The following is a 25,102-nucleotide window of genomic DNA, read 5'->3' as shown; positions in this document are numbered from 1 at the left end:
ATGTACGATCGTTATGAAGTAAAGGTTTTAAATGATCTTGAATTTGCTGTACCTAATGGGAAATCATTACTGCTCGATCTTTATTTGCCTATTGGTTCGGTAGAGCCTGTGCCTGTAATTATCTGGCTCCATGGCGGAGGCTGGCGAATTGGTGACCGAAAGCTAGGGCCGGATTTACGTGTGAGATTTGCAGAGCGGGGCTACGCAATGGCAAGTATTGAGTATCGATTAAGCGGTGAAGCGATTTTTCCTGCACAAATTCATGATGTAAAGGCGGCGATCCGCTGGCTTCGTTCCGTTGCAAATGAGTATAATCTCGATAGTGAGAATATAGGTCTTTGGGGTTCATCCGCAGGAGGACATCTGGCTGCACTCGCTGGTACTACTGGTTCGGGGAGACTTGAAGGTGAGCTGGGAAATCTAGATTTTTCTAGTGACGTACAAGCGGTTGTTGATGGGTATGGTCCAACTGATTTCTTGCAAATGGAGGAACATAGTCAATCAGGGATAACGTTAGGTGCTGATGCCGAGACCAGTCGTCTAAATCTAGTCCAACGGCATACTGATCCCAATTCCCCAGAGTCACAATTGCTGGGAGCACCCATTCATACTGTTCCAGATCTTGTCCATGAAGCAAATCCAATTTCCTATATCGATAAAAGTGCACCGCCCTTTCTAATCCTGCATGGGTTGAATGATTCAGCGGTTCCTGTTCATCAAAGTGAGCTGTTGTATGAATCACTGATTGAGCAAGGAAATGACGCAACGCTTTGTTTGATAGAAGGATTAGGACATGCCTTTTTTAATAAAAATGATCTTGATGAACAGCCTTCAAACTTGACGATCCGCAACGCTGAAGCTGGTAACCCTGAGGAGATAGAGACCGGTAGTAAAAGAATATTTGAGTTAGTAGAAACATTTTTTCGTAGACATCTATTTGAAAATTGATCAAATACCCCGTTTAGACGGGGTATTTTTGTGTTCTAATTATAGGTTTAGTAATTGGATTTTACCACATGACTTTTAAGTAATCCCTAGCTTGGAGGTTATTTCTAACTTTGTTGAAAAGGCATGTGAATTTGTAGAATTATCATCTTACTTCGTAGAACTAGGGCCTCTTCACTTTTGGAATAGTAATTTATTTCCAGGTAAAGTAGAATCGCGGCCAAGATTGGTAGAATAAATTAGAAAATTGTAGAATTCCTTATGTATTTCGTAGAATCCAGCATCTAATTCGTAGAATTCCTATGGAATGAACCAAATTCTTAAATAAAGTACAATTTATCGAAAATCATGATTTCTGAAATGCAATATGTGTATTTCAAAAAAAATTAACTCTATCTTATGATTAACTTAAGACAAAAACACGTTGAAGTGTTCTAAACATACGAGGAGGAGATCCCATGAAATTACTAACCTATTCCACAAACAATAAGCCTTTACGACTCGGCATTCTAGTCGACGAAAATACCATTGTAGACCCACAGCAAGCCTATATCGAGCTTTTAAAGCTAAATGGTCAGCAAAGAGTAAGTGAAATTGCAAACGCTTTACTACCGGCCGAACCAACAGAATTTATTGCAAATGGCGACATGGCTTTAAAGACGGCGAAAGAGGCTGTATCATATGCCCTTGAAAATGCCGCACAGTCTTCCGCCATTTATAAAAAAGAAAATGTCAAAATCGGGGCACCCGTATTGAAACCGAATAAAATCATCTGCGTTGGACTAAATTACAAGAATCATATTCTTGAAATGAAGCGCGACTTCCCAGTCCACCCAGTGATTTTTGCCAAGTTTGCTACGGCCATTTCCGGTCCAAACGATACCTTCCCGCTAAATTCAAACTTAACCAAAAAGCTAGATTACGAGGCAGAATTAGCGTTTGTCATTGGGAAAGAAGGAAAAGACATTTCATATGATGATGCTTTGGAATATGTTTTCGGCTATACGGTTGCTAATGATATCACGGCCCGCGACATGCAAAAACGAACCATCCAATGGCTGCAAGGTAAGACATTAGATAAGAGTCTTCCACTTGGTCCGGTTTTAGTAACAAAGGATGAAATACCGGATCCGCACAGCCTCGACATTTCTTTAACAGTTAACGAAGAAGTAAGACAAAAGTCCAATACAGAACAGCTGTTGTTCAATGTCAATCACCTTGTTGAATTTTTATCAGGCATTGTTACTTTGGAGCCAGGGGATATTGTCCTGACTGGTACACCTGGTGGAGTCGGGGAGGCACAAAATAAGTTTTTACAGCATGGTGACAGGGTAAAGGTTGAAATCGCCGGTATTGGTGCTATTGAGACAACCATCGTGGAGGTGACTGAAGCATGACCTCCAATCATGAACCTATAAGAGATATTGCCTACTTGGCACATATTGAATTGTTAACACCAAAACCAGCTGAGAGTTTAGAATTTTTTCGTGACCTACTCGGAATGGAGATCGTCCATCGAGAAGGACAATCGCTCTTTCTTCGCGGCTGGGGGGATCAGCAACTATACAGCTTGAAGCTGACAGAAGCAAGTCAGCCTGGTCTAGGTCATGTTGGGTTAAGGACGTATTCACAACAAGCACTTGAGCGACGGGTTCATGATATTGAGCAAAGTGGATACGGGGTTGGCTGGACAGATGGAGATTACGGACACGGCCAATCGTACCAATTTACCGATGCTGATGGGCATGTTTTAGAAGTGTTTTATGAAGCAGATAAATATGTAACACCCGATCACTTAAAGCCTGGTTTGAAAAATCAGCCTCAAAGGTTTTCGGCAAGAGGCGCAAGCATAACGCAGCTGGATCATATTAATTTGTTCAGCTCCAATGTCGATGCCGACAGCACATTTTATCGAAATCACCTTGGTTTTCGATTAAGTGAGCAGGCGATAACCGATGAAGGCAAACAAACAACCGCTTGGCTTCATGTTACGAATAAATCATATGATCTGGCTATTTCCCTCGATAAATCAGGTGAACAAGGACGTTTTCATCATGCTGCATTTAAAGTAGAGAGTACCGATATGGTTCTCCGGGCAGCAGATGTATTTTTAGATAATGGAATTTTCATTGAAGCACCTCCTAATAAACATGTGGCAGGTCAAACCATGTTTGTATACGTGTATGAGCCTGGAGGTAATCGAATTGAGGTATGCTCGGGCGGTTTTCTCATCTTTACACCAGATTGGGAAACGGTAACTTGGACCCCGGAAGAACGAAAAAAAGGGTTAGCATGGGGAACACCGCTTCCATCCACTTTCCACACATATGGGACACCGAACATTGACAAATAAACCTGAGGAGGATGAGAAAATGAATGAAGTATTAAATAAGTTCACATATGAAGAAGCGGTCGAGCGTGCGAAAGAATTGTCTGCTGCCCTACGAATGAGGCCAAACCTTGGTGAACAACTAAGACATCAGCCACCTGAAACAATCCAAGAATTCATTTCATCAGGCTTAGTTCGGTCTTTGGTTCCGAGCCGCTGGGGCGGTCACGAACTTAATTGGAAGACATTAGCGGATACAGCAATTGAAGTATCAAAAGGCGATGCTTCTACAGGCTGGTGCTATTCACTTCTAGTTTTGCACAGCTGGATGCTGGCTTTTTTTCCAAATCGCGCGCAATCAGATGTATGGCAAAACAATCCTGATGCATGTCTTGCTACATCGATTAATCCGAGTCCTGATGCAACGATTAGCCGTGTAAATGGTGGATATAAACTAAGCGGTAAATGGGGATTCTCCTCGGGGATCAATCACTGTGATTGGGTCATGATTAGTGCCCCGGCGCCGGTTTCTGAAGAGGGAGACGAAACCAAAGTCTTGTATTTCCTCGTTCCGAAAAGCGATCTAAAAGTGATTGATGTTTGGCGAGTCATTGGTATGAGAGGAACTGGCAGTAATTTATTGCAGTTAACAGACGTTTTTGTTCCAAAATACCGAACAATGGAGATAGAGCCATGGAATCTTCATGGGATATCACCTGGAATGGATTCTAATACAGCACCACTTTACCGTATCCAATTATCAGCTGTTATGCCGGTTACGCTTTTATCCGTCATTCTTGGTGCAACCAAAGGAGCTTATGCCATTTGGCGGGACCAGGTTATTGGGAAAAATAAAGCTAGGGGTGGAGGAGCAGTCGCAAACTTAACCCATCAACAAATTCGTCTGGCAAAGGTAGCGGCGAAAATTGAAGCAGCGGACGCCCTTCTTCATAAATCCTTAGAACTAGTGGAGTCCGGCCGGGTCCTTGATTATCCGGAACGAGTACGCTTACGCTGTAATTATGCTTATTGCGCAGAAATGTGTACAGAAGCAATGGAATCCATCTACACCAGCAGCGGTGCGGCAGCCTCTGCAGAAAGCCACCCACTGCAACAGTTTTGGCGGGATATTCACGCCGGAGCACAGCATACCGCCTTCAATTTTGATTGGGTTGGAGAACTATTCGGAAAGCTTGAACTAGGTATTCCGGTAAAAGTGGAATATTAAAAGAGAGAAGGAGAGATGGATTATGACCAAAACTTTAGACCGTCTGAGCCCTGAGCTCGCTTCTTCTTTGCAGGGAGAAAAGATGGTTTCATTAATTACCGTGGATGCAGAAACAAAACTGCCTCAGCTAAGTGTTGTCTCATGGGTAAATGCGAACCCGGAGGGCACTCAAATAAAGGTAGCTCTTGGTCATAAAGCATCCAGTATTACAAATATCCTAAACAATCCTACTGTAATCGTGGGAATGATTGCCGAAGGAAGCTGCTATTCAGTGCGTGGAAGAGCTGCTGTTTCCGAAGTAATCGAGAAGACAATGAAGTTTTGTGTGGTTACCATTGATGTAGAAGAAGTGGAAAATGTGATGTTTTATGGTGGTAAGGTGACGGTTGAACCCGAATATGAAAAAACGTATAACCCGGAACTAGCCAAGAAATTAGATACCGAAGTTTACGAGCTTCTAAGCTAAAGGGAAAAAAACTGTGTTACAAACAACTTGAAAAACCAATAAATCAACTAGAAAAAGGAGCATCAATAGTTAATGACTATTTAAATGCTCCTTTTTTCTATCCTCAAATCTATTAATAAGGAAGTGTTGGAATTATTGCATCCGCATCCAATTGGCGTTATTCGTTCTTGTTATCTCTACTTCTTAAGGAGACTGCGCCTGTAAAAATAACTAAAAATGAGAACGATTTGTCAGCTCCACCGATTACGTTCGAAACATAATGAATGCAGCTGAATGTAATCGCTTTAATTAACTAGACATCTGAACCAATTCATTAAGGGCTTCGAGAGATTCATGTACTATCTTTAAAGGGTAAATAATAAGTAAATCCACGCCTTTTTAATAGCGTGGATTTTTTTAGGTGAAAACTAGTCCATCTTCTTGGCTGTTCATAAAATATTCAAATTCCTTTGTAAATAAAGAAATGAAAGGATTACGATTATTCCGATTCGAAGCAATAATAAAGTCGATTTCTTCAATTTTTTCTTCCAATTCAATAAAGCGAAGAGTGGAAGGAGGATTCGCACTGGCTTTAGGAAGTATAGATATACCGATGCCAGCTTCAATCATAAGTAATACCGTTTCAAAATGAGAACCTTCGCTGACAATGTTTGGAGATAAACCGTGTTTTTTAAAGAGTTCTGAAATATGTTGAAAACCATCTGGAGATACTTCATGATTCATCACAATAATGGGTTCAGATGCAATCGAAGAAATACTAATTTTTTTGTGATTGGCAAGAGGATGTTCACTATGCAAAACAACATTAAAGGGTATATTTGATATTTTTCTAAAAATGATTTCGGGAAATTTTTCAATCGATAATGACAGTGTAAAACCAATATCAATTTCTCCTAATTTTAAAGAGGCATTTAGTGTATCTCTTGTATATTGAATTAACTCTATATTTACATCTGGATATTTCTTCGTAAATTGATTAATAAGTTTAGGTAAAAAGATTTTTTCAAGTCCTAAATACCCAATTTTAATATTTCCGGATAGTCCATTACCTGCGAGCCTTGCGTTACTTATGGCTTCTTCATAATGGGCTATAACCGTTTTGGCATCTTTTAATAATTGGGTCCCAGCATTCGTTAATTGAACCGTTCTTCTATTTCTTATAAATAATTGAACTCCTATAAGTTCTTCAAGATTAGAGATTTGTTTACTAATCGCGGATTGAGCAACAAAATGTTCCGCTGCTGCCTCGGTAAAATTCAATCGTTCCGCAACAGAAACAAAGTAACGCAATTGTTTAAGATCCATAGGTAATATCTCCTTTCTAGTTGAATATGTATATGTGGCAAATTACCTATATGAAAAAAAGGTATAACTGTGAACGATTAGTTATATTTCTCACCTTTGCTATTCTACCATATACTATGTCTTGAAGTTAGCGGTACCAACTAGGTAACTTATCAATTAACTAGATTAAAAAGGTTAGAAACAGAGGAGGATTACAGTGAGTAACTTGTTTATGAATATACTGCCAGATCACAAGATACCGTATTTGTTAAGAAATGGGGAAGGGGAACGATATCTATTTGGCAGACAATTAGCTACTATTATTGCAAATGGAAATAGTACGGAAAATTTAGTAGAAATGGTCATTCTTTCAGGAGGAAAGGGAGACTCATTCCCAACGCATAAACATTTACATAGTCATGAAGGCATCTATATCCTTCATGGGCGGCTTGAGCTAGTGATTGCTAATAAGAAATATTTACTTACAGAAGGAAACTATGCATTTATTCCGGCTGGTACGGAACACAGCTATCAAATGCTCAGCCATAGAACTCAGGTTTTATCTTTTACTTCGAAAGGAAATGTATCACAACTGTATTCCGTTATTGGCAAGCCCTATGAAGGATTTGTACATCCTCCAATGGCAATGAATGAACCATCCATTGAAAAATATGAGAAAGCCTCAAGTATTGCAGATGTAGAATTCTTCTTTGAAAAACAAGTGCTTATTACATCACAATTAGTAGAAAATGGGGAAGTCCCTGAAGAGGTTACTCCATATGTCCTTGAAACAGGAGAGGGCATTCGCTTAGTTACAGGTGATCAACTTCATACCTTGATGACTACCCAAACCAATTCTGATGGTGAGTTTATTTTTGTTGTTTCAGAAGGCCCTAAAGGTGAAGCGATTCCTGAACATTATCATGAAGAGCATACAGAAATTTTTTTCTGTATTGAAGGTCAGGTTACATTGTGGGCAAATGGAGAAGAAATTACTTTAAGTCCTGGAGATTTTCTACATGTCCCTGCTAACACGGTTCATTCTTATAGAATGGATTCTCATTACACAAAAATGATTGGTATCCTCGCGACTGGTCTATTCGAGCCATTTTTCCGTACTCTTGGAGATGTTTATGATGATTATATTTTCCCGAGCGAGCCTGCTCCGCTCCGTTTTGATCGAGTACTGCAAAATTTAGATATTCTTGACCTGAAAGTGCTTGGCGGTCGTCCAGCAAAAGATTAATAGTGACAAGAAGACTATCATTAGGTAAAAATTGCATCTTTAAAGGAGGGGTATTCATTGGAAAAGTTAGTCGCTCATACTGTAGAAATTATCACAGATCTCGTTTACGCGGAGAGAAATGGAAGACAGTTATTAGCTGATGTATATTTACCCAAGGTGAAAAAAGAGCCTCTGCCAGTGATTATTTGGCTGCATGGCGGGGGATGGCGCTTTGGGGATCGAAAATTAGGGCCAGATTTCACCCGATATTTTGCGAGCAAAGGCTATGCGATGGTAAGTATTGATTACCGGCTAAGTGATGAGGAAATCTTTCCAGCGCAAATTCATGATGTAAAAACAGCCATTAGGTGGGTTAGAACCATCGCAGGGGAGTATGGTTTAGATCGTAATAAAATAGGTCTTTGGGGTTCATCGGCAGGAGGGCATCTTGCCGCACTTGCTGCAACAACTCAACCTAATCAATTGATCGGAGAAAATCCTCTTTATCCTGAAATGACAAGTGAGGTTCAAGCGGTGGTAATCGGATATGGTCCAGTTGATTTTCTGCAAATCGATCAACAACGAGAGTTATATGGAATTATCGAAGAAGATCCTGAGTCAGTCCAGATTCCAAAGGATAAAAAAACCTCTGACCCTGATTCATTTGAATCGTTATTTTTAGGAGAACCAATTTTAACATGTCCTGAACGTGTGAAGGAAGCAAATCCATTAACGTATGTACAATCAGGGCTTCCGCCGTTTCTAATTATGCATGGGCTAAGTGATGTAGCAGTTCCTGCACATCAAAGTAAGTTATTATATCAGGAATTAGCAGATAAGGAGAATAATGTATCACTTTATCTTATTAAAGGGCTGGGCCATGGATTTCTAAATCGAACCAATTTAGATGAAGCTGGTCCAAGGGAAGCGACGTATTATGCCTCAAAGAATGGGGTAGAGGAGATTGTTGAAGAAACGACTCTTTTCATTTTTGATAGAATCGAGGAGTTTTTCGAACACACTATTCTTCATAATATATAGTATAAATCTTAATGAATTAACGAATCCAATTCAGAAATGCGTCGATTCTTTTATTAACATAAGAGAGCGGATTTTTGCTTTTCTGAAAGTTATAAACGACCTTTACCTTGGAAAAATCGTAAAACTTGTGTTTAAATTAGAAAAAAATTAATGACATTTCATAATAAAACTAATTTGAACTTGAGGACGACATAAAAAGGATGATTTCATCATATTTATCATCAATGAGAGGTTAAAGAGGTGAAAATATGTTAAGCAATGTTGGCAGAAGATTCATCTGTTTTCTGATCGGAAGTACGATCTTTGCTACCTTTATCGGATATGCCCTGTTTAAAGCTGGACTCATATCATTCTCAGGTACTCCTACATCTCAAAGAGCACAGAATAGTAAAGATGGTAATCGAAATAGAAGAGTTGGTAAAATCCGGGTTACTTAGAGCCTTCGAGATCAACACTGTCTACTTTTAGTTGCCCAAATCTTCAATTATTAAAAAATAGAAAAATATTTATTTAAGGGCAAACAGTGTGGAATCAACTGCTTGCTCTTTTTTATGATCGTCCCGATATGAATGGAGAATTATAGAATATAAAGGAAACCACGTGATTTAATCCGTGGTTTTTTTTAGTTTTTAGGATAAATCGTAACTATCCATGGACAAGCAACTTAGAGGTCTTTTTATGTGAAATACAGACTATTTTAATAACTTATGTTTGAAATGGATAGTATTTAAGTCACATATGGCTATAGTTATCGATTAGAGCCTCCTTTAAACTAGTGATGGGAGCGCTTTCAATAATTAAAAATGAAAAAGGAAAGAAGGTAAAAAAATGAAATCCAATGTAATCAAAACACCTTTCCCTCGTTTAATTGCCGGTGTTTCAATTGGAAGCTTTGGTTATAATCTCGCACTCATTACACCTTTAGCATTTTTGCTTACAGTAAAACTGGCTATGCTTGACCCTGCTAACGTTACCAAAAACTTTAGTATCATTTGTCTAACCACAGGTATAATTGGTATTTTAAGTCAATATTTGGCAGGGGTGATCAGTGATAGGACCACATGGAAATTAGGACGCAGACGTCCTTGGATATTGATTGGTTCAATAGGTGGAGCTGCTGCACTATACGGAGTGGGGGCTGCTAAATCCTTTACAATGGTCTTATTATTTTGGGCACTAGCCAAACTCTTGTTTAGTTTTATGAGTACGGCCATCACCGCATTAATTCCCGATCAAGTGCCGGAAAACAAACGTGGGACTGCTTCTGGGATTTATGGACTTGTGAGCCCGCTCGCTATTATGGTTATTAACAAATGTAAATCCCGATTGTATTCAAGATCTAAAGAAATATGTGTCCGAAAAAGGGTATGCAGATCTACATTACTATGAAGAGGAAAGAAGAATTCAATTCATGACGGGTTCGGGACGAATAAAAATCGAATACAAATTAATTGAGTACTGTAAAATAAAATGTTAAAAACTTAAGTATAAAAGCAATAGGGCAGCCTCTAATTTTGAAAGAACTAGAGGCTGTCCCTATAAATATTTTTAGGCGTTAAAGGTAAATAACAGCTTAAACGTTGACTAAATTTGCTGCCCGAAGCTCTTTCCGTGCGACACCTGTTTCATGCGCGGCTTTGACAACAGCGGCACGAACTTTTTCTACTACTCTATCGTTGAAAACACTCGGAATAATATAAGATTCACTCAATTCCTCGTCCGTAACAACAGAAGCAATGGCTTTAGCAGCAGCGACCTTCATGGCTTCATTAATTTCACTTGCCCGACAGTCGAGGGCGCCGCGGAAAATTCCTGGAAAACAAAGAACGTTATTGATTTGATTTGGATAATCTGACCGGCCAGTAGCTAACACCCTTACGTGGGGTTCCGCTATTTCAGGATCGACTTCAGGTTCTGGGTTTGCCATGGCGAACACAATTGGATCCTTTGCCATGCTTTTAATATCTTCTACTGTCAAGATTCCTGGTGCAGATACGCCGATAAATACGTCAGCCCCTTTAATAACTTCGGATAATGAACCTTTAAGATTATCTGGGTTAGTTATCTCGGCATAGTGATTCCAATACTTATTGTCATATTGAACATCACGGTGAATAGCACCATGTCTGTCAACCCCAATTATATTTCGAACCCCTGCGGACAGGAGAATTTTCGTGCAGGCAATACCAGCTGCTCCAATTCCGGTGAAGACCACTTTGATATCTTCAATATTTTTGTTAGTGATTCTTAGTGCATTTAACAGCCCGGCTAGAAGCACAACTGCCGTTCCATGCTGATCATCATGAAAAACTGGGATATCGAGCTCTTTCTTTAATCTTTCCTCTATTTCAAAACACCTTGGTGCTGAAATATCTTCTAAATTGATCCCTCCAAAAGCAGGTGCAATCGTTTTAATGGTACGGATTATTTCCTCTGTATCTTCTGTATCAAGGCAGATGGGAAAAGAGTCAACATTTGCTAATTGCTTAAAAAGCATCGCCTTTCCTTCCATAACTGGCATTGCTGCAGCCGGTCCAATATTACCAAGACCAAGGACGGCCGTACCATCTGAAATGACGGCAATGGTATTCCGCTTGATCGTTAATGAGTAGGCTTTTTCTGGTTCCTCTGCTATTGCGGTACAGACATTAGCGACACCAGGAGTATAGACCCTTGCCAAGTCCTCACGGTTTTTAATCCTAGTTTTAAGCGCTGTCTCAATTTTTCCGCCTAGATGCATGAGGAAGGTACGATCGGAGATTTGAATCACCTTGACCCCTTTAAGCTTGGCAATCAATTCACCAAGAAGCTGGCTATGTTTTAGTCCATGGACATTTACGGTTATATCGCGTACCGTATGTGTTTTATTTGATGAAATCACATCGACCCCAATGATATCGCCGCCTGCATTACTAATACAGCTGGCAATTTCAGCAAATGAAAAAACCTCTACATCCAATTGTAAGCGCATAATAATGTGTGTGCTTGTACCTGTTCCGATTGACAAATTAACCCACTCCCTAAATCCATATATTTTATATAATTGTTAGTTCTCCCTTTAGTAGTAGGGGAGAGTAACAGTGAATCTCGTTCCTTTACCTGCCTCTGTTGAAAGCTCAATTTGGCCGTGAATCTTTTCTAAGCTGGATTTAACTAGAGATAAGCCAATTCCTCGATCTTTCCCTTTTGTAGAAAACCCTTTCAAAAATACCTGTTCAACCAAATTCTTGTCTATTCCAGGACCAGTGTCCGCAACCTCAATTAAAAGCTCATGATCGTAATAGTCAAAGTGAATGAATACCTTCTTATTCTCTTGGTCTGAAAGAGACTCTAAAGCGTTATCAGTTAAATTTCCGATAATCGTGATTAATTCATGAGTGGTTTCAGGCAAGACTGGTTCAGGTAAAATCCCTTCTACTGAAAAAGAAAGATCTGCGCCCATTTCTCTCGCATAGCTAATTTTTCCTAGAATAAACCCTGCTAGTGCTGGGTCTTTTATTTTACTGATAATATAACCGACTTCATTTTGAAGATGATCAGAGATCTGGTCTATATAATCGGCAAGTTTTTCATATTGCTGCAGGTGAACTAATCCTAAAACAACGTGAAGCTTGTTCATAAATTCATGGGACTGGGCCCTTAAGGCTTCCGCATAAAGTTTAATCCCAGTAAGCTCTTCTGCTAGCTTATTAATTTCCGTTTTATTACGAAAAGTAGTAATGGCACCAACCATCTGATTTCCGACAAAAATCGGCAATTGGTTTGCAAAAAGGGTAATACCTGATAAATCAATTTCTAGATTCAGTCTTGGTTTTCCTGTTTCCAAAACATTTTTTAATTGAAGTTGAGGCAGGTATTGATCAACTAAGCGGCCAACAGGATTGTCTGTAATTCCAGCTTCTTCAAATAAACGAAGCGCTTCATTATTAATCAATGTAATACGGGCCTCTTGATCAACAGCTAGGATCCCTTCTTTAGTAGATTGAAGCATGGCACTTCTCTCTTCAAGTAATTTTCCTATTTCAAAAGGTTCAAGGCCAAACATACTTCTCTTTATTTTGTTTGCTAGAATAATAGCGCCAATTACTCCTATTATAACGCCAAAAATAACAGCAAGATAAATGACTTTTTTGCTATTTCTAACATCCTGTTTTACCTTATTGAGAGAAATTCCCACCGCAACAGCGCCGATTTGTTTTCCATTGTCTGTGAATACTGGAGTAAAGGCCCTTAAAGAATACCCTAATGTTCCTTTGGCAATGGAGGTTTTCTCATGACCATGGAGAACAGGGCCTTCATCACCACCAACAAATCGTTGACCGATTTTGTCTGGACTAGGATGAGATTTCCGAATCCCATTCATATCCATGACAACAATAAATTCGACGTTAGTGATTTTTACCATTTCGTTTGAATAGTTTTGAATAGCAGGCTCATCCTTTTTTTGTTGCAGCGCTTCCAATACAAGGGGAGAATGAGCAATCATCCTTGCGATATTCATTGCTTTTTCTGATTGATTTTTTTCAGTTGATTGCCCAATTTCGTTACTTATAAGTAAATCGGTAACAAATAAAGCTAGAGCTACAACCCCGCAGACTAAAATGGTTATAGTTGTTTGAAGACGAAACCTAGGTATTTTATTTCGCACAGGAACCCCTCTTTTCTTTTTATTAAAGGCTATAACCTGTACTTATTCATGGGACGGCCAACGGAACCATATTGAATTTCCATTACAATCTGACCTTTTTTCTCTAGATAATCTAAATAACGGCGAACAGTAACACGTGCTAAGCCAATTCCTGCGGCAACATCTTCAGAAGAAAGAGGTTCAGCTTGTCCATTTAAATAATGTACTATTTGCTGTAGGGTTCTGTCATTCAACCCTTTTGGCAAATATTCCTCAGACTCGTCTCCTTTAAGTTTAACTCCCATCAATGCATCCAAATCTGCTTGCTCAAAGGGCTTATTTTCCTTGTATTTTTTAAATGTTTGACGATATTGCTCAAGTGCTGTTTGAAAACGGTCAAATCGGAATGGCTTGACAATATAATCTATCACACCTGCTCGAAAAATCTCTTGGATATGTTGTGGATCACGATTGGCTGTTAAGAGTATGACGTCTAAAGGATAATGGTTATTTCTAATGGTTTGTAACAAAGCAAGTCCATTTGTGTCTGGTAAAAAGAAATCTAGCAAAACGAGATTTGGCTTTTCTTCTTTGATTAAGAAAATAGCCTCTTTACCAGTGAAAGCTTTTCCAGCTAACTTAAAGCCAGGAAGCTTGGAAACGAATTGAGCATTAATCTCCATGACCATCGGATCATCCTCGACAATCAAGACTTTGATTGGCTCCATGACTTTTCTCCTTTGATATCTTTTCTACCATTATAACCTACTTTTTTTCCTATCCTCAAAGAAACAGCCACGATTTTCGTGGCTGAGGACTTTTATCTAGTTTTGCAGGAGGTTAGGCTGTTTGACTAATAGATTGCTTAGCCGTAACATTCTCATCGAATTCATTTTCCATTTTCGATACCACAACTGTGGCGACACCATTACCAATTAGGTTTGTAAGAGCACGTGCGGTGGACATAAAACGGTCAACTCCAAGAAGAAGGGCAATACCTTCAACGGGTACGCTTGGGAAGGCAGCCAGGGTTGCTGCCAAAGTAACAAACCCGGAACCTGTTACACCAGCGGCGCCTTTTGAGGTAAGCATTAATACACCAAGTAGTGTGACCTCCTGACCAAAGCTTAGGTGAACTCCAAAAGCTTGCGCAATGAATAGGGCAGCCATAGAAAGATAAATAGATGTCCCATCTAGATTAAAAGAGTAGCCAGTAGGAACAACCAGACCTACAACAGACTTCGAACAACCGTAATTTTCTAGTTTTTCAACCAATTTAGGTAGAGCTGATTCAGACGATGATGTGCCTAATACTAAAAAGATTTCATCTTTGATATAACTGATAAACTTAAAAATATTAAATCGATAGAACTTAGCAATGCTGCCTAACACTACAACAATAAACACTACCATAGCTAAAACAGTTAACCCGAACAATTTTCCAAGGGACACGAGGGAACCAATACCGAATTCGCCAATGGTATAGGAAATTGCACCAAACGCTGCTATTGGAGAATAGTACATAATAAGATTTACAATCCGGAAGAAAGTATCTGACAATTTCTCAAATAGGTTTAGGACGATTTTTCCATTTTCACCAAGACCAGATAAGGCAATTCCGAATAAAACGGCTAAGAAGAGAATCGGTAATAGCTGCCCGTTTACCATTGCTCCCAAGAAGTTATCAGGAATGATTCCCATGATAAAATCCATGAAACTATGGCTTCCTTCGGCCGCTTGTTTAGTAAATTGGGTAATGTCTCCTTTTGCACTATGTGCATTTACCCCTGCACCGGGTTTGAAAATGGTAGCAAAGAGGATCCCTATCGCCAAGGAAATAGTGGAAACGATTTCAAAATAAAGTAATGCTTTTCCTCCGATTCTACCGACTTTTTTCATATCCCCCATGCCAGCAATTCCGACGACGATAGTTAAGAAGATAATGGGTGCAATCACCATTTTTATCATTTTAACAAAGATATCTGATAAAACTTTTAAATCTGCACCTGCTTTTGGAAATATAGCACCAAAAATAATACCAAGAACGATTGCGATTAAAACTTGCGTTGTCAAACTTTTAAAATTGATTTTCAATTGTAATCCCCTACTCTCATAAAATTGTAAACACTTACAAAGTAAAGTAGCCCAAAGATGGTGGAAACTCTATTTGAAGTATAGATTTTCGAGAATAGTCTGACAATATTTTGGTTATATCGTTCTTTTTGGTGATTTTGGTCACAAATTGTTCACAAATTAGGTAGAAACAAAAAACACGAAAGTCTACAAAGGAGTAGGGCTTTCGTGGTTCTTTTTGCGATACTCAGCGGGGGTAACACCATGAATCTTTTTAAATGATTTATAGAATAAGGTAATATTGGTATACCCGACTTTATTAGCGATTTGATCAATGGTTAAATCGGTGTAATTGAGCAGTGTACAGGCATTTTTTATTTTTAACTGATGTGATAATTCAATAAATGTCTTTCCTAAATTGATTTTTAGTAATCTTGTTAGATGATTTGGATGAAAGTGAAACTTCTCAGCCGTTTGTTCTAGTGTCATCGCCTGATAATTTTGTTCCATAAAACTTAGAATCTCCGAGATAATCGCTTTCTTAAAGGTTGATTCTTCTCTGTCTTTAGAATAGCTATTATAAATTCTTAAAGGCTCTGTGAAGATTAACAACATATAAGAATTGATGGCCTCATTCGAGCAAAGCTGCGGATGAAAGAATTCTCCCAATGCCTGGATGATGATTTCTTTAAGTCGATTGTTGGACCCCTTAGGAAATATGATATATCGGCTATCTTTCTTTTGCTGGTAAATGGCATTAACGAAAAAGTCGGTTAATAAATCATTTCCTGAAAGTCTTTGAAGCATAGTGGAATCAAAATAGCTTTTTCGAATCATGATGTTGATTATAATATCATTTTCGGAGGCACTTTCAATTCCGTGTGTAACATTTGTATCAAGTAAACAGAGATCTCCTTCGTTTAGGAGTACCTCTTTGCCGTTAATATGCTGTTTACATGTACCTGAATAAACATAGTTCATCTCAATAAATGAATGTCTATGTTCGGTAAATTTGATAAAACGAGGGTGTTTTAAAAATACTACATTTTGATCAGGATTAAAAAAATAATCAACAGGAACAATGTCAGGTGCTTGAATGCCCTTAGATAAGGTTAGTTCTGAGTCTTCTAAGTGGGAGTAATGTCTGGGGTGTTCAGGTGTACCCGAATACTTTTTTTCATAGTCACTCATTCCCATCAATTGTTTCTCGATAATAGAAGTATCCATATTAAATCACCCTCTTTTGCTGAAAGATTAATTTCGTTAGTTAATATATAGTTTATCAATTTTCTATTCCATTATAAAGCAGCTCTATTAAAAGTATTTATGCATGTGTTTCCGGTAAGAGAAGAGTAGTGAAGTTTCTTGGATTACATGAAAATGGAATTTCCCTATGGCGGTAGAGTAAAATAATGAGATATAAAATAAAGAGAGATTCAGAATAGGGGAATTACAGATGTCAAACCAATCAACCGGTATAGAAATGAATAAACCCCAGGGGCAAACATTAACAAAGGGACTAGTCTTACTGATGTCGGTCACCTGTGGGCTGGCGGTTGCGAATCTTTATTACAATCAGCCGCTCTTAGCTGATATGGGGCATACATTCCATGCTAACTCTCATCAAGTTGGCAACATTTCAATGTTTACACAAATTGGTTATGCAATTGGTATGTTTTTATTTGTTCCATTAGGAGATATGAAAGAGCGCCGTCAGCTTATTACGATTTTATTAGCAGCTGTAACGGTATCCCTTATTGGGGTGGCTGCAGCTCAAAATCTTCTCTGGATTTATGTAGCTAGTCTAGCAGTTGGGATTACCACGGTTGTACCTCAGGTAATTATCCCGCTTGCGGCGCAAATGGCTGAGCCGCTTGAAAGAGGAAAAGTGATTGGAAGTGTAATGAGTGGACTGCTTTTTGGAATTCTCCTCGCACGTACCATATCTGGTTTTATAGGCGGAAGCTTTGGCTGGCGCGCAATGTATTGGCTTGCTGCCGTTTTAATGTTAGCATTAGCGATTATTTTGCACCGTTTCTTGCCTAGAAGTTATCCGGAAGCAACGCTGACGTACCGCCAAGTGTTAAAGTCCATAGGAAATTTAATTGTAAGTCAGCCAACTTTACGGGAAGCGTCTTTAGTCGGAGCACTGCTGTTTGGAGGCTTTAGTGTATTTTGGACTTCGCTCGCGTTTTATCTTGAGGGTGCTCCGTATTATTTTGGAAGTCAAGTGACCGGCTTATTTGGTTTAGTAGGAGTTGTTGGGGCGGCTGCAGCACCCTTTGTCGGACGGTTAGCCGATCGGTTCAGTCCAAAATCTATGGTTGGTATGTTCATTCTCGTCACTTTATTATCCTATCTATTCTTCGGGTTATTGGGGTCTACTGTATGGGGATTGATCATCGGAGTTATTCTTTTAGACCTTGGTGTACAGGGGGCACAGGTCTCAAATCAAACAAGAATATACAGCTTAGTTCCAGAGGCTAGAAGCCGGTTGAACACCGTATTTATGGTAACCTACTTCCTTGGCGGTTCACTTGGTTCATCGCTGGGCAGTTATGCTTGGAATATGTGGCAGTGGCAAGGAGTCTGCTTGACTGGAGGAATAATGATTGTTCTAGGTTTTATTATATGGGGAGTATATAGGTTAAAAAAGTAATACTTAAATGACAACACCACAGAAAAATTCTGTGGTGATTTTTTGTATGTATGAAAAAAAGCAGATGCAAATAAGGACAATAAATTGGTCGAATTAAGTTATAGGAAAATCCTTATTTTCTAGTAAGATAGAGATATCAGTAAGCGTTTCCAACCGAGAGGTGATAAAAATGACAAAATACAGTATTGCAGTAGATATTGGTGCATCAAGCGGCCGGCTAAATTTAGGCTACCTAGAAAATGGGATATTAAAACTAGAAGAAATTCATCGCTTTGAAAACCAAATTGTTAAAAAAGGTGACTCCTATTGCTGGGAGGCAGACCAGCTTTTTATAGAAATCAAAAATGGGTTAAAAAAGTGCCATGAACTTGGCATCAAACCTGATAGTATCGGAATCGATACCTGGGCCGTTGACTTTGTGTTATTGGATGAAAAGGACCAACCGTTAACGGAGGCCGTTTCTTATCGTGACCCAAGAACAGACGGAATGATGGAACAGGTTTTTGAAAAAATCATAAAGGAGCGTCTGTATTTAGAAACAGGCATTCAGTTCCAAAAGTTTAATACGATCTATCAATTGTATTCGATTAAACGAAATTCACCAGAAGTCTTAGATCAAGCAAAATCATTCTTAATGATTCCGGATTACTTCAATTATTTACTTACAGGAAAAAAAGCAAACGAATACACCAATGCTACATCTACGCAGCTAGTTAATGCTTTTACAAAAAAGTGGGACCATGACTTATTGGATCTATTAGGTATTAATAAAGAAATGTTCCAGGAAATTAAGACACCTAAGACCGTTCTTGGCGCGTTAACAGAAGAACTAGTTTCAGAGTTAGGCTTTGACCTTCAAGTCATTCTGCCGGCAACACATGATACGGGTTCAGCCGTTATTGCGGTACCTGAAGAAAATGAGACGATTTATATCAGTTCAGGTACATGGTCGTTGATCGGTGTAGAAAACTACTTTCCTATCTGTGTAACAAAGGCACTGGACTATAATTTCACGAATGAGGGCGGAATCGATTATCAATACCGTTTCTTAAAAAATATTATGGGTCTTTGGATGATCCAAGAGGTAAGACGCAACTACAATAACGAATATTCTTTTGCCGAGCTAGTCGATTTAGCTAAAGAAGCGAAAGACTTTACGGCCATTGTGAATGTCAATGATGACCGTTTCTTAAAACCAGAAAATATGATCCAGGAAATCATGAATTATTGTGTGGAAACAGGACAGCCGATTCCTAGCACACCTGGAGAAGTCGCTAAATGTGTATATGATAGTTTAGCAGTCAGCTATCAGGATGCCGTTAACGAAATTGAAGAAATATTTGAAAAGAGATTTGATAAAATCAATGTCATCGGCGGCGGCTGTCAGAATGAAATGTTGAATCAACTTGTGGCTGATATAACGAAGAAAGAAGTATACGCAGGACCTGTTGAAGCGACTGCCATCGGCAATATCGTGGCCCAGTTAATGGCCCTTGATGAAATACAAGATATAAAGGAAGCTCGTACGATTGTTAAAAAATCATTCGAGGTAAAAAAATATTTACCAACTGCACCTATTACTAACTAACATTGGAGAGGAAGTATATACATGTCTGTTCAAGAAAACTACGAACTTGCTAAAAAGGCTTATGAAAAATGGGGAGTTAATGTTGATCAAGTAATCGAAACGTTAAAAAATGTTCCGATTTCGATTCATTGCTGGCAGGGCGATGATATCGGCGGATTTGAGGTAAACCAAAAAGAATTATCTGGCGGGATTTCCGTTACTGGGAATTATCCTGGTAAAGCGTCAACACCTGAAGAATTAAGGGCTGACTTAGAAAAAGCACTTTCCTTGATTCCAGGTAAACACCGCGTCAATTTACATGCGATTTATGCAGAAACAAATGGAGAAGTAGTCGAAAGAGATCAATTAGAACCAAAGCACTTCGAAAACTGGGTGAAATGGGCAAAGGAAAATGGGTTAGGATTAGATTACAACCCAACGTTGTTTTCACACCCTAAGGCAGATGATGGCTTGACACTTTCTCATCCAAACGAAGAAATTCGCGAATTCTGGATCAATCACTGCATTGGCAGCCGGAAAATTGGTGAGTACTTCGGTAAAGAATTAGGTACACCAGCATTAACAAACATTTGGATTCCAGATGGCTACAAGGATATTCCAAGTGACCGTTTGACTCCTAGAAAAAGATTAAAAGAATCATTAGATAAGATTTTTGCGGTTGAAGTAGATGAAAAATATAATCTGGATGCAGTCGAAAGTAAGGTATTTGGACTTGGCTCAGAATCTTATGTTGTTGGTTCTCATGAATTTTATCTAAATTATGCTATGAAAAATGATAAGCTGTGCTTATTGGATACAGGACACTATCATCCAACAGAAACAGTTTCCAATAAAATTTCATCCATGCTTTTATTTAGTGAAAAGCTTGCACTGCATGTATCAAGACCTGTACGTTGGGACAGTGACCATGTTGTTATTCTTGATGATGAATTAAAAGAGATTGCCTTAGAGATCGTACGTAATGATGCGTTAAACCGTGTTATTATCGGACTTGATTTCTTTGATGCCAGCATTAACCGTGTAGCTGCATGGACAATCGGTACACGCAATATGATCAAGGCATTATTATCAGCTCTGTTGGTACCAAATGAGTATTTGAAACAGCTTCAAGAAGAAGGAAACTTCACTGAAAGATTAGCGTTAATGGAAGAATTTAAAACCTATCCATTTGGTGCAGTTTGGGATTACTATTGTGAAAAAATGGGCGTTCCAGTAAGAGAATCTTGGTTAGAGGAAGTAAAGGCATATGAGCAAGAGGTTTTATTAAAGCGATAAGTGGATTTATTAGGGGAAGACTCAAAAAAGGAGAATGATAGACTCCTTTTTGGGTCTTCTTTTTTAGGAAAAAGAAGGGATTCTACAAAAAATTGAAGAATTCTGCGAAATAAAGAAGAATTCTACGGAGTTTTAAGTTATTCTACAAATAAACGAAAGAATTCTACATAATATCGAGGGAATTCTACATTAATTGAAAATGCATTACCAATTCGATTCATAGACTATAAAAAAGGCGGTTATTGCCTAATACAAAAATACCTTACATAATAAAGTTAAGTTCAGATTTAATAGGAGGGGTCATATGAATAGTGTTGATTTGCAATCTTTCCTACAAAATAACAACACCAGAGAGGCACCGGATTGGAATGTTATAAAAAACACTTATAATCCAGAACCGGTAAATGTGGTAAATGGTGCGCCTGTATATAATTTCAATATGATCTTTGATCCCACAATAAATCCAATTGAAGATAACATCTTTATATCCCAGTGTCCTGTTGCCGCTCAAGTCCCTATGCATATTCATCAGTATATTGAATTAGTATACGTCTACAAAGGGAAATGCACAGTTATCATGCAGGATCACGAAATAAAACTAACTGAGGGCGGAACCATCATGATTGATAAGAACACCCCTCATACAATAAAAGAGATATCGAAAACTGATATCGTGATTGAGATGAAACTCAAGCATGATTACTTATCAACTGGGTTCCTTAACCGATTCACTAATAAGAGTATTATCTCACAATTTTTAATTGACTCCCTGATTGATAGTCGAAGAGAAAATAACTACCTATTCTTTCCTTTTGAAGTACATTCAAAAGTGGTTGGAATTATGGAGCAAATTATGTGCGAGTATTTTGAAAAGGACGTTTTTACGGCGGAAATGATTGATGCTTATCTTTTCATATTGTTTACCGAATTAATCCGCCATAGTAACAGTTCAAACAACACTCAAAAAGACGAAATCAAGCAGAAGGATGCAATGGTCCTTGAATTTCTAAAATATATTGATGACCATTTTAAGGATTGCAGTTTAACGGAAATGGCCGAACACTATAAATATCATCCAAACTATATTTCTGCTGTACTCAAAAAAGCTACCGGAAAGTCATTCAAAGATCTCCTCCAGATTCAAAGATTAAATAAGGCTTCGCTATATCTAACAAACTCAGACCTGCCTATTCCTGATATTGCCGAAGAAGTGGGCTATTCAAGCGTATCTTTTTTCTATAAAAAATTTAATGAAATCTACTTTCAGACCCCCAAGGAATATCGAGAAGACAAGTCGAGAAATATAGTACAGACTTCGTAATCCTGAACCGCCTCATCGGCGGTTTTATTTTTTTTAAAAATATAAATCTTTGATTCGAGCAATAAACCTCTTTGTTTTTGCTATTAAAAATTTTGAAAACGCTTGCTAAAATATAGGTAATCAGCAGGATATAAGTAAACAAGGAGTGTTTAAAATGAAATTACATTTTCCATCCAATTTTCTTTGGGGGTCAACAACAGCAGCCTACCAAGTTGAAGGGAATAATTATAACAGCGATTTCTGGGCGGAAGAACATGCAGAGGGATCACCTTATAAAGATAAATCAGGGGATACGATTGATCATTATCGGCTTTACCGAGAAGATATTGCCCTGATGGCCAGCCTAGGATTGAATACCTACCGGTTCTCAATCGAATGGTCTAGAATTGAACCGGAACCAGGGCAATATTCACGTTCTGCAATTGAGCATTATCGGGATGTTCTCGAAACATGTTATCAACATGGAATTACACCTGTCGTTGCTATGCATCACTTTTCTTCACCTAAATGGCTAATGAGACTGGGAGGATGGGCAAGTCCTGAAGTTCCCGAGCGTTTTGCGAAATATTGTGAAGTGGTGTTCCGAGAAATAGGGCATTTAATCCCATACGCATTGACAATGAATGAAATCAACCTGCCAGTTATGTTGCGTGAGATTTTCTCGAAAATTGGTTTTATCCCTCCAGTCGGAATTGAAAGAGACGCTTGGGTAGCTCCTAAATGGAGGGAGTCAGCAGCAAAATTATGTGGAACAACCATTGAAAATTACTTCACGTTCCATATGATTTCAGATGAGTCTTCTATCAATATATTAAAAGAAACTCATCAGAAGGCACGTCAGGCAATTAAGAGGATACAGCCAAATACAAAAGTTGGCCTGTCTATGGCTTTATCAGATATTCAGTCTATCCCCGGTGGCGAGGAATTGGCCGCACAAAAATGGCACAGTTATTTTAGACAATATTTACCGATGTTAGAAGGGGACGACTTTTTCGGACTGCAAAATTATACCAGAGAGGTTTATGGGCCAGAAGGACAAGTGAAGCCTGCCGATGGAGCGGAACTTACCCAAATGGGATATGAATTTTATCCTGAAGCGCTGGCTAACGTGATTCGCAAGGTTTCTATAGATTTATCCATTCCAATTATGATTACAGAGCACGGTATTGCAACCGATGATGACTCCCGACGGGTAGAATTTATCGGCAAAGCTTTAGAAGGCGTGCAGGCTTGTCTGGACGAAGGGATTCACGTCAGAGGTTACCTTCACTGGACAACTTTTGATAACTATGAATGGCAATCAGGCTATTCGATGAAATTTGGCTTAATTGAAGTAGACCGAACCACACAGGAACGAAAAGTAAAGGAAAGTGCGCGTTATTTAGGAAGTATTGCCCAAATGAACACCTTAGTATCGAAATAATATCTTTGGCTCCCGGGGTCCGGCTCGGGGGCTGACAATATCTTTGAATCGAGCAATATACTGCTTTGGTTTTAACATTAAATTGAATGAAAACGCTTGCTAAAATAGAAATATCAAAAAGGAGGGGATTAAAAACAAGTATTTATATGATCCCATGCGTTTGACTAAATTATTGTTTTAAAATTAGAGGGGGTTAAACCAATGGAAAATAGTATGATGAAAAAGACGCCTTTTGTAAGATTATTAATAGCAGCCATGCTGGGTGTAGGTACTTCGATCGCTCCATTAGTACTGTTAGGATTTGGACTTTCTACATTTATTGTTATTAAAATTGTAGGACAAGAACATGCAACCGCTGCCTTTGCTACAGCTACTGGAATCTCTGGTATAGCCGTTGTCATTTTTGGACTTTTTAGCGGAGTAATTGCAGATAAAACTCGAGTAAAGATGGGAAGAAGAAGGTTCTGGATTATTGCCGGAAGTATTGGTGGCGCCTTATGTATGTTAGGTCTAACATATGCTTCATCCATCCCAGTGTTTGTCATTACTTTATGCCTAGTGAATTTCTTTTATGGTATGGTTTCGCTTTCATGTTACGCCATTGTTCCTGAACAAGTAGAACAGGAAAAGTTTGGCCGAGTTTCGGGACTACTTGGTGCAGCGGCGCCTGCATTCGTTATGACCGGCCAAATGATTATGGGAGTCTTTGCTAATTCTACTCTACAAGAGAAAATGATTACTATGATAATTGTCCAGCTAATTGGTGGAGCGTTAACTGCCCTTCTTATTAAGGATAACTATGTTGCTGTAACAACTAAAAGTGATAAAAGGTCAATTGGGATCAGAGGTTTCTATCCAAATTTTAAAAAGCACCCTTCCTATACCTGGGCGTTATTAACAAAGTTATTTATCTATTTTACAAATGCCGGTACGACGATGTTAACTCTTTTCTATATTGCAAGGTTCCACTTAGGTGAAGCCGCAATCTTTAAAATTATGGGGCTAATGGCTCCGACGATTTTGATGATGGTTGGGGCTGGAATCCTTGGCGGGTTCCTATCAGATAAGTTAAAGAAACAAAAGCCTTTTGTTATCGGAGCAGCGATTCTAACAGGAATATGTTTAATCGTATTTGCCTTCTCTCCTAGCGTAACTTGGGTAATTGTCGGTAACTTTATCTTCAACTTTGGTTTTGGTATGTACAATGCAGTTGACAATGCACTAGTAAACCGTATTCTTCCATCCAAAGAGAATGCAGCAAAAGATATCTCGATTATGAATACAACTACAAATTTAGCATCAACACTAGTAACTTTTGCAGCACCTGCCTTAATCGGTTTAGGAGTAAGCCTGTTTGGCGGAGATGGATATACTCTTTTCTTCTTAGTTCTAGCTGTATTCTCCATTCTATCAGCGATATTTGTACTTCCAATACCGGAAATGGGCTCCAGCATAGAAAGCAACAAAGACTCTTCTAATGAAATAGTTGTTTAATTGAAACTACCGAATTTTTAATACTTAGAAAAATCGGGATGAATGGTACTTAGGTATTATTCATCCCAATTGTATTTAAGTCATCTACAAGATAAAAAAAGAAGTATTGATTGAGAGGAATTAG

At 38.6% G+C, this 25,102-nt stretch carries 21 protein-coding genes; 15 read left to right on the top strand and 6 right to left on the bottom strand.

Going from position 1 to position 25,102, the window contains the following annotated elements; genetic code table 11:
* From ACZ9EE_RS09345 to ACZ9EE_RS09325, 5 genes are all read left to right on the top strand, one after another.
* The gene (locus tag ACZ9EE_RS09345; RefSeq protein WP_476026448.1) at positions 1-948 is read left to right on the top strand and encodes an alpha/beta hydrolase fold domain-containing protein; all 948 of its coding nucleotides are present in this window, start codon (positions 1-3) and stop codon (positions 946-948) included.
* A 455-nt stretch (positions 949-1,403) separates the two neighbouring features.
* Positions 1,404-2,342, top strand: a complete 939-nt coding sequence (locus ACZ9EE_RS09340) for a fumarylacetoacetate hydrolase family protein (RefSeq protein ID WP_476026447.1) — start codon at positions 1,404-1,406, stop codon at positions 2,340-2,342.
* On the top strand, positions 2,339-3,298 hold the full coding sequence (locus tag ACZ9EE_RS09335; protein ID WP_476026446.1) for a VOC family protein: 960 nt from the start codon (positions 2,339-2,341) through the stop codon (positions 3,296-3,298). Before ACZ9EE_RS09340 ends, ACZ9EE_RS09335 begins: the two co-directional genes overlap by 4 nt.
* Positions 3,299-3,317: 19 nt before the next feature.
* Positions 3,318-4,502 carry an acyl-CoA dehydrogenase family protein gene (locus tag ACZ9EE_RS09330; protein WP_476026445.1) on the top strand — a complete coding sequence of 395 codons (1,185 nt, stop codon included), beginning with the start codon at positions 3,318-3,320 and terminating at the stop codon, positions 4,500-4,502.
* Positions 4,503-4,524: 22 nt separating this feature from the next.
* Positions 4,525-4,968: a PNPOx family protein gene (locus ACZ9EE_RS09325; RefSeq protein WP_476026444.1), complete on the top strand. Its 444-nt coding sequence runs from the start codon at positions 4,525-4,527 to the stop codon at positions 4,966-4,968.
* Positions 4,969-5,364: 396 nt separating this feature from the next.
* Here the strand turns inward: ACZ9EE_RS09325 and ACZ9EE_RS09320 are convergent, their stop codons facing one another.
* The gene (locus ACZ9EE_RS09320; protein ID WP_476026443.1) at positions 5,365-6,273 is read right to left on the bottom strand and encodes a LysR family transcriptional regulator; all 909 of its coding nucleotides are present in this window, start codon (positions 6,271-6,273) and stop codon (positions 5,365-5,367) included.
* Positions 6,274-6,469: 196 nt separating this feature from the next.
* On the opposite strand from ACZ9EE_RS09320, the gene ACZ9EE_RS09315 reads away from it, so the two are divergent.
* The 4 genes from ACZ9EE_RS09315 (at position 6,470) to ACZ9EE_RS09300 (ending at position 9,907) form a co-directional block, all read left to right on the top strand.
* Positions 6,470-7,498, top strand: coding sequence for a quercetin 2,3-dioxygenase (locus ACZ9EE_RS09315; RefSeq protein ID WP_476026442.1), 1,029 nt, complete (start codon positions 6,470-6,472; stop codon positions 7,496-7,498).
* Between the two features lie 57 nt (positions 7,499-7,555).
* Positions 7,556-8,518, top strand: a complete 963-nt coding sequence (locus ACZ9EE_RS09310) for an alpha/beta hydrolase fold domain-containing protein (protein ID WP_476026441.1) — start codon at positions 7,556-7,558, stop codon at positions 8,516-8,518.
* 248 nt (positions 8,519-8,766) lie between these two features.
* Positions 8,767-8,955, top strand: a complete 189-nt coding sequence (locus ACZ9EE_RS09305; RefSeq protein ID WP_476026440.1) for a hypothetical protein — start codon at positions 8,767-8,769, stop codon at positions 8,953-8,955.
* A 391-nt stretch (positions 8,956-9,346) separates the two neighbouring features.
* Complete coding sequence (locus tag ACZ9EE_RS09300; protein ID WP_476026439.1) at positions 9,347-9,907, top strand: MFS transporter; 561 nt, start codon at positions 9,347-9,349, stop codon at positions 9,905-9,907.
* 184 nt (positions 9,908-10,091) lie between these two features.
* Here ACZ9EE_RS09300 and ACZ9EE_RS09295 read toward each other — a convergent pair whose 3' ends face one another.
* The 5 genes from ACZ9EE_RS09295 to ACZ9EE_RS09275 all read right to left on the bottom strand — a co-directional run bounded on the left by ACZ9EE_RS09295 (position 10,092) and on the right by ACZ9EE_RS09275 (position 16,445).
* A complete protein-coding gene (locus ACZ9EE_RS09295; RefSeq protein ID WP_476032911.1) occupies positions 10,092-11,489 on the bottom strand; it encodes an NAD-dependent malic enzyme in 1,398 nt (465 codons plus the stop codon).
* Between the two features lie 87 nt (positions 11,490-11,576).
* Positions 11,577-13,166, bottom strand: a complete 1,590-nt coding sequence (gene dcuS, locus ACZ9EE_RS09290; protein ID WP_476026438.1) for a DcuS/MalK family sensor histidine kinase — start codon at positions 13,164-13,166, stop codon at positions 11,577-11,579.
* Positions 13,167-13,195: 29 nt separating this feature from the next.
* Positions 13,196-13,873 (bottom strand): response regulator, encoded by a 678-nt coding sequence (locus ACZ9EE_RS09285; protein WP_476026437.1) that lies wholly within the window; start codon positions 13,871-13,873, stop codon positions 13,196-13,198.
* A 112-nt stretch (positions 13,874-13,985) separates the two neighbouring features.
* A complete protein-coding gene (gene dctA, locus ACZ9EE_RS09280) occupies positions 13,986-15,239 on the bottom strand; it encodes a C4-dicarboxylate transporter DctA (protein WP_476026436.1) in 1,254 nt (417 codons plus the stop codon).
* A gap of 186 nt (positions 15,240-15,425) precedes the next feature.
* Positions 15,426-16,445: an AraC family transcriptional regulator gene (locus tag ACZ9EE_RS09275; protein ID WP_476026435.1), complete on the bottom strand. Its 1,020-nt coding sequence runs from the start codon at positions 16,443-16,445 to the stop codon at positions 15,426-15,428.
* A 229-nt stretch (positions 16,446-16,674) separates the two neighbouring features.
* Between ACZ9EE_RS09275 and ACZ9EE_RS09270 the strand changes: the two genes are divergently transcribed.
* The 6 genes from ACZ9EE_RS09270 to ACZ9EE_RS09245 all read left to right on the top strand — a co-directional run bounded on the left by ACZ9EE_RS09270 (position 16,675) and on the right by ACZ9EE_RS09245 (position 24,978).
* On the top strand, positions 16,675-17,877 hold the full coding sequence (locus tag ACZ9EE_RS09270; RefSeq protein WP_476026434.1) for an MFS transporter: 1,203 nt from the start codon (positions 16,675-16,677) through the stop codon (positions 17,875-17,877).
* Between the two features lie 169 nt (positions 17,878-18,046).
* Positions 18,047-19,465 (top strand): rhamnulokinase, encoded by a 1,419-nt coding sequence (rhaB, locus tag ACZ9EE_RS09265; RefSeq protein WP_476026433.1) that lies wholly within the window; start codon positions 18,047-18,049, stop codon positions 19,463-19,465.
* 21 nt (positions 19,466-19,486) lie between these two features.
* Complete coding sequence (gene rhaA, locus ACZ9EE_RS09260; protein WP_476026432.1) at positions 19,487-20,740, top strand: L-rhamnose isomerase; 1,254 nt, start codon at positions 19,487-19,489, stop codon at positions 20,738-20,740.
* Between the two features lie 304 nt (positions 20,741-21,044).
* Positions 21,045-22,061 carry an AraC family transcriptional regulator gene (locus tag ACZ9EE_RS09255; RefSeq protein ID WP_476026431.1) on the top strand — a complete coding sequence of 339 codons (1,017 nt, stop codon included), beginning with the start codon at positions 21,045-21,047 and terminating at the stop codon, positions 22,059-22,061.
* A 154-nt stretch (positions 22,062-22,215) separates the two neighbouring features.
* Complete coding sequence (locus ACZ9EE_RS09250) at positions 22,216-23,484, top strand: glycoside hydrolase family 1 protein (protein WP_476026430.1); 1,269 nt, start codon at positions 22,216-22,218, stop codon at positions 23,482-23,484.
* Between the two features lie 201 nt (positions 23,485-23,685).
* A complete protein-coding gene (locus tag ACZ9EE_RS09245; RefSeq protein ID WP_476026428.1) occupies positions 23,686-24,978 on the top strand; it encodes an MFS transporter in 1,293 nt (430 codons plus the stop codon).
* The last annotated feature ends 124 nt before the right edge of the window (positions 24,979-25,102 follow it).

Source organism: Bacillus sp. URHA0034, assembly GCF_056280405.1.
Note: the sequence above shows the minus strand (reverse complement) of the source record. Positions and strands in the feature narration are given on the sequence as shown.

What these genes read in the sequence shown, in the direction of transcription:
- ACZ9EE_RS09345 (WP_476026448.1), top strand. Translation starts at nt 1, where the DNA reads ATGTACGATCGTTATGAAGTAAAGGTTTTAAATGATCTTGAATTTGCT.
- ACZ9EE_RS09340 (WP_476026447.1), top strand. Translation starts at nt 1,404, where the DNA reads ATGAAATTACTAACCTATTCCACAAACAATAAGCCTTTACGACTCGGC.
- ACZ9EE_RS09335 (WP_476026446.1), top strand. Translation starts at nt 2,339, where the DNA reads ATGACCTCCAATCATGAACCTATAAGAGATATTGCCTACTTGGCACAT.
- ACZ9EE_RS09330 (WP_476026445.1), top strand. Translation starts at nt 3,318, where the DNA reads ATGAATGAAGTATTAAATAAGTTCACATATGAAGAAGCGGTCGAGCGT.
- ACZ9EE_RS09325 (WP_476026444.1), top strand. Translation starts at nt 4,525, where the DNA reads ATGACCAAAACTTTAGACCGTCTGAGCCCTGAGCTCGCTTCTTCTTTG.
- ACZ9EE_RS09320 (WP_476026443.1), bottom strand. Translation starts at nt 6,273, where the DNA reads ATGGATCTTAAACAATTGCGTTACTTTGTTTCTGTTGCGGAACGATTG.
- ACZ9EE_RS09305 (WP_476026440.1), top strand. Translation starts at nt 8,767, where the DNA reads ATGTTAAGCAATGTTGGCAGAAGATTCATCTGTTTTCTGATCGGAAGT.
- ACZ9EE_RS09300 (WP_476026439.1), top strand. Translation starts at nt 9,347, where the DNA reads ATGAAATCCAATGTAATCAAAACACCTTTCCCTCGTTTAATTGCCGGT.
- ACZ9EE_RS09295 (WP_476032911.1), bottom strand. Translation starts at nt 11,489, where the DNA reads ATGCGCTTACAATTGGATGTAGAGGTTTTTTCATTTGCTGAAATTGCC.
- ACZ9EE_RS09285 (WP_476026437.1), bottom strand. Translation starts at nt 13,873, where the DNA reads ATGGAGCCAATCAAAGTCTTGATTGTCGAGGATGATCCGATGGTCATG.
- ACZ9EE_RS09275 (WP_476026435.1), bottom strand. Translation starts at nt 16,445, where the DNA reads ATGGATACTTCTATTATCGAGAAACAATTGATGGGAATGAGTGACTAT.
- ACZ9EE_RS09270 (WP_476026434.1), top strand. Translation starts at nt 16,675, where the DNA reads ATGTCAAACCAATCAACCGGTATAGAAATGAATAAACCCCAGGGGCAA.
- rhaB (WP_476026433.1), top strand. Translation starts at nt 18,047, where the DNA reads ATGACAAAATACAGTATTGCAGTAGATATTGGTGCATCAAGCGGCCGG.
- rhaA (WP_476026432.1), top strand. Translation starts at nt 19,487, where the DNA reads ATGTCTGTTCAAGAAAACTACGAACTTGCTAAAAAGGCTTATGAAAAA.
- ACZ9EE_RS09255 (WP_476026431.1), top strand. Translation starts at nt 21,045, where the DNA reads ATGAATAGTGTTGATTTGCAATCTTTCCTACAAAATAACAACACCAGA.
- ACZ9EE_RS09250 (WP_476026430.1), top strand. Translation starts at nt 22,216, where the DNA reads ATGAAATTACATTTTCCATCCAATTTTCTTTGGGGGTCAACAACAGCA.
- ACZ9EE_RS09245 (WP_476026428.1), top strand. Translation starts at nt 23,686, where the DNA reads ATGGAAAATAGTATGATGAAAAAGACGCCTTTTGTAAGATTATTAATA.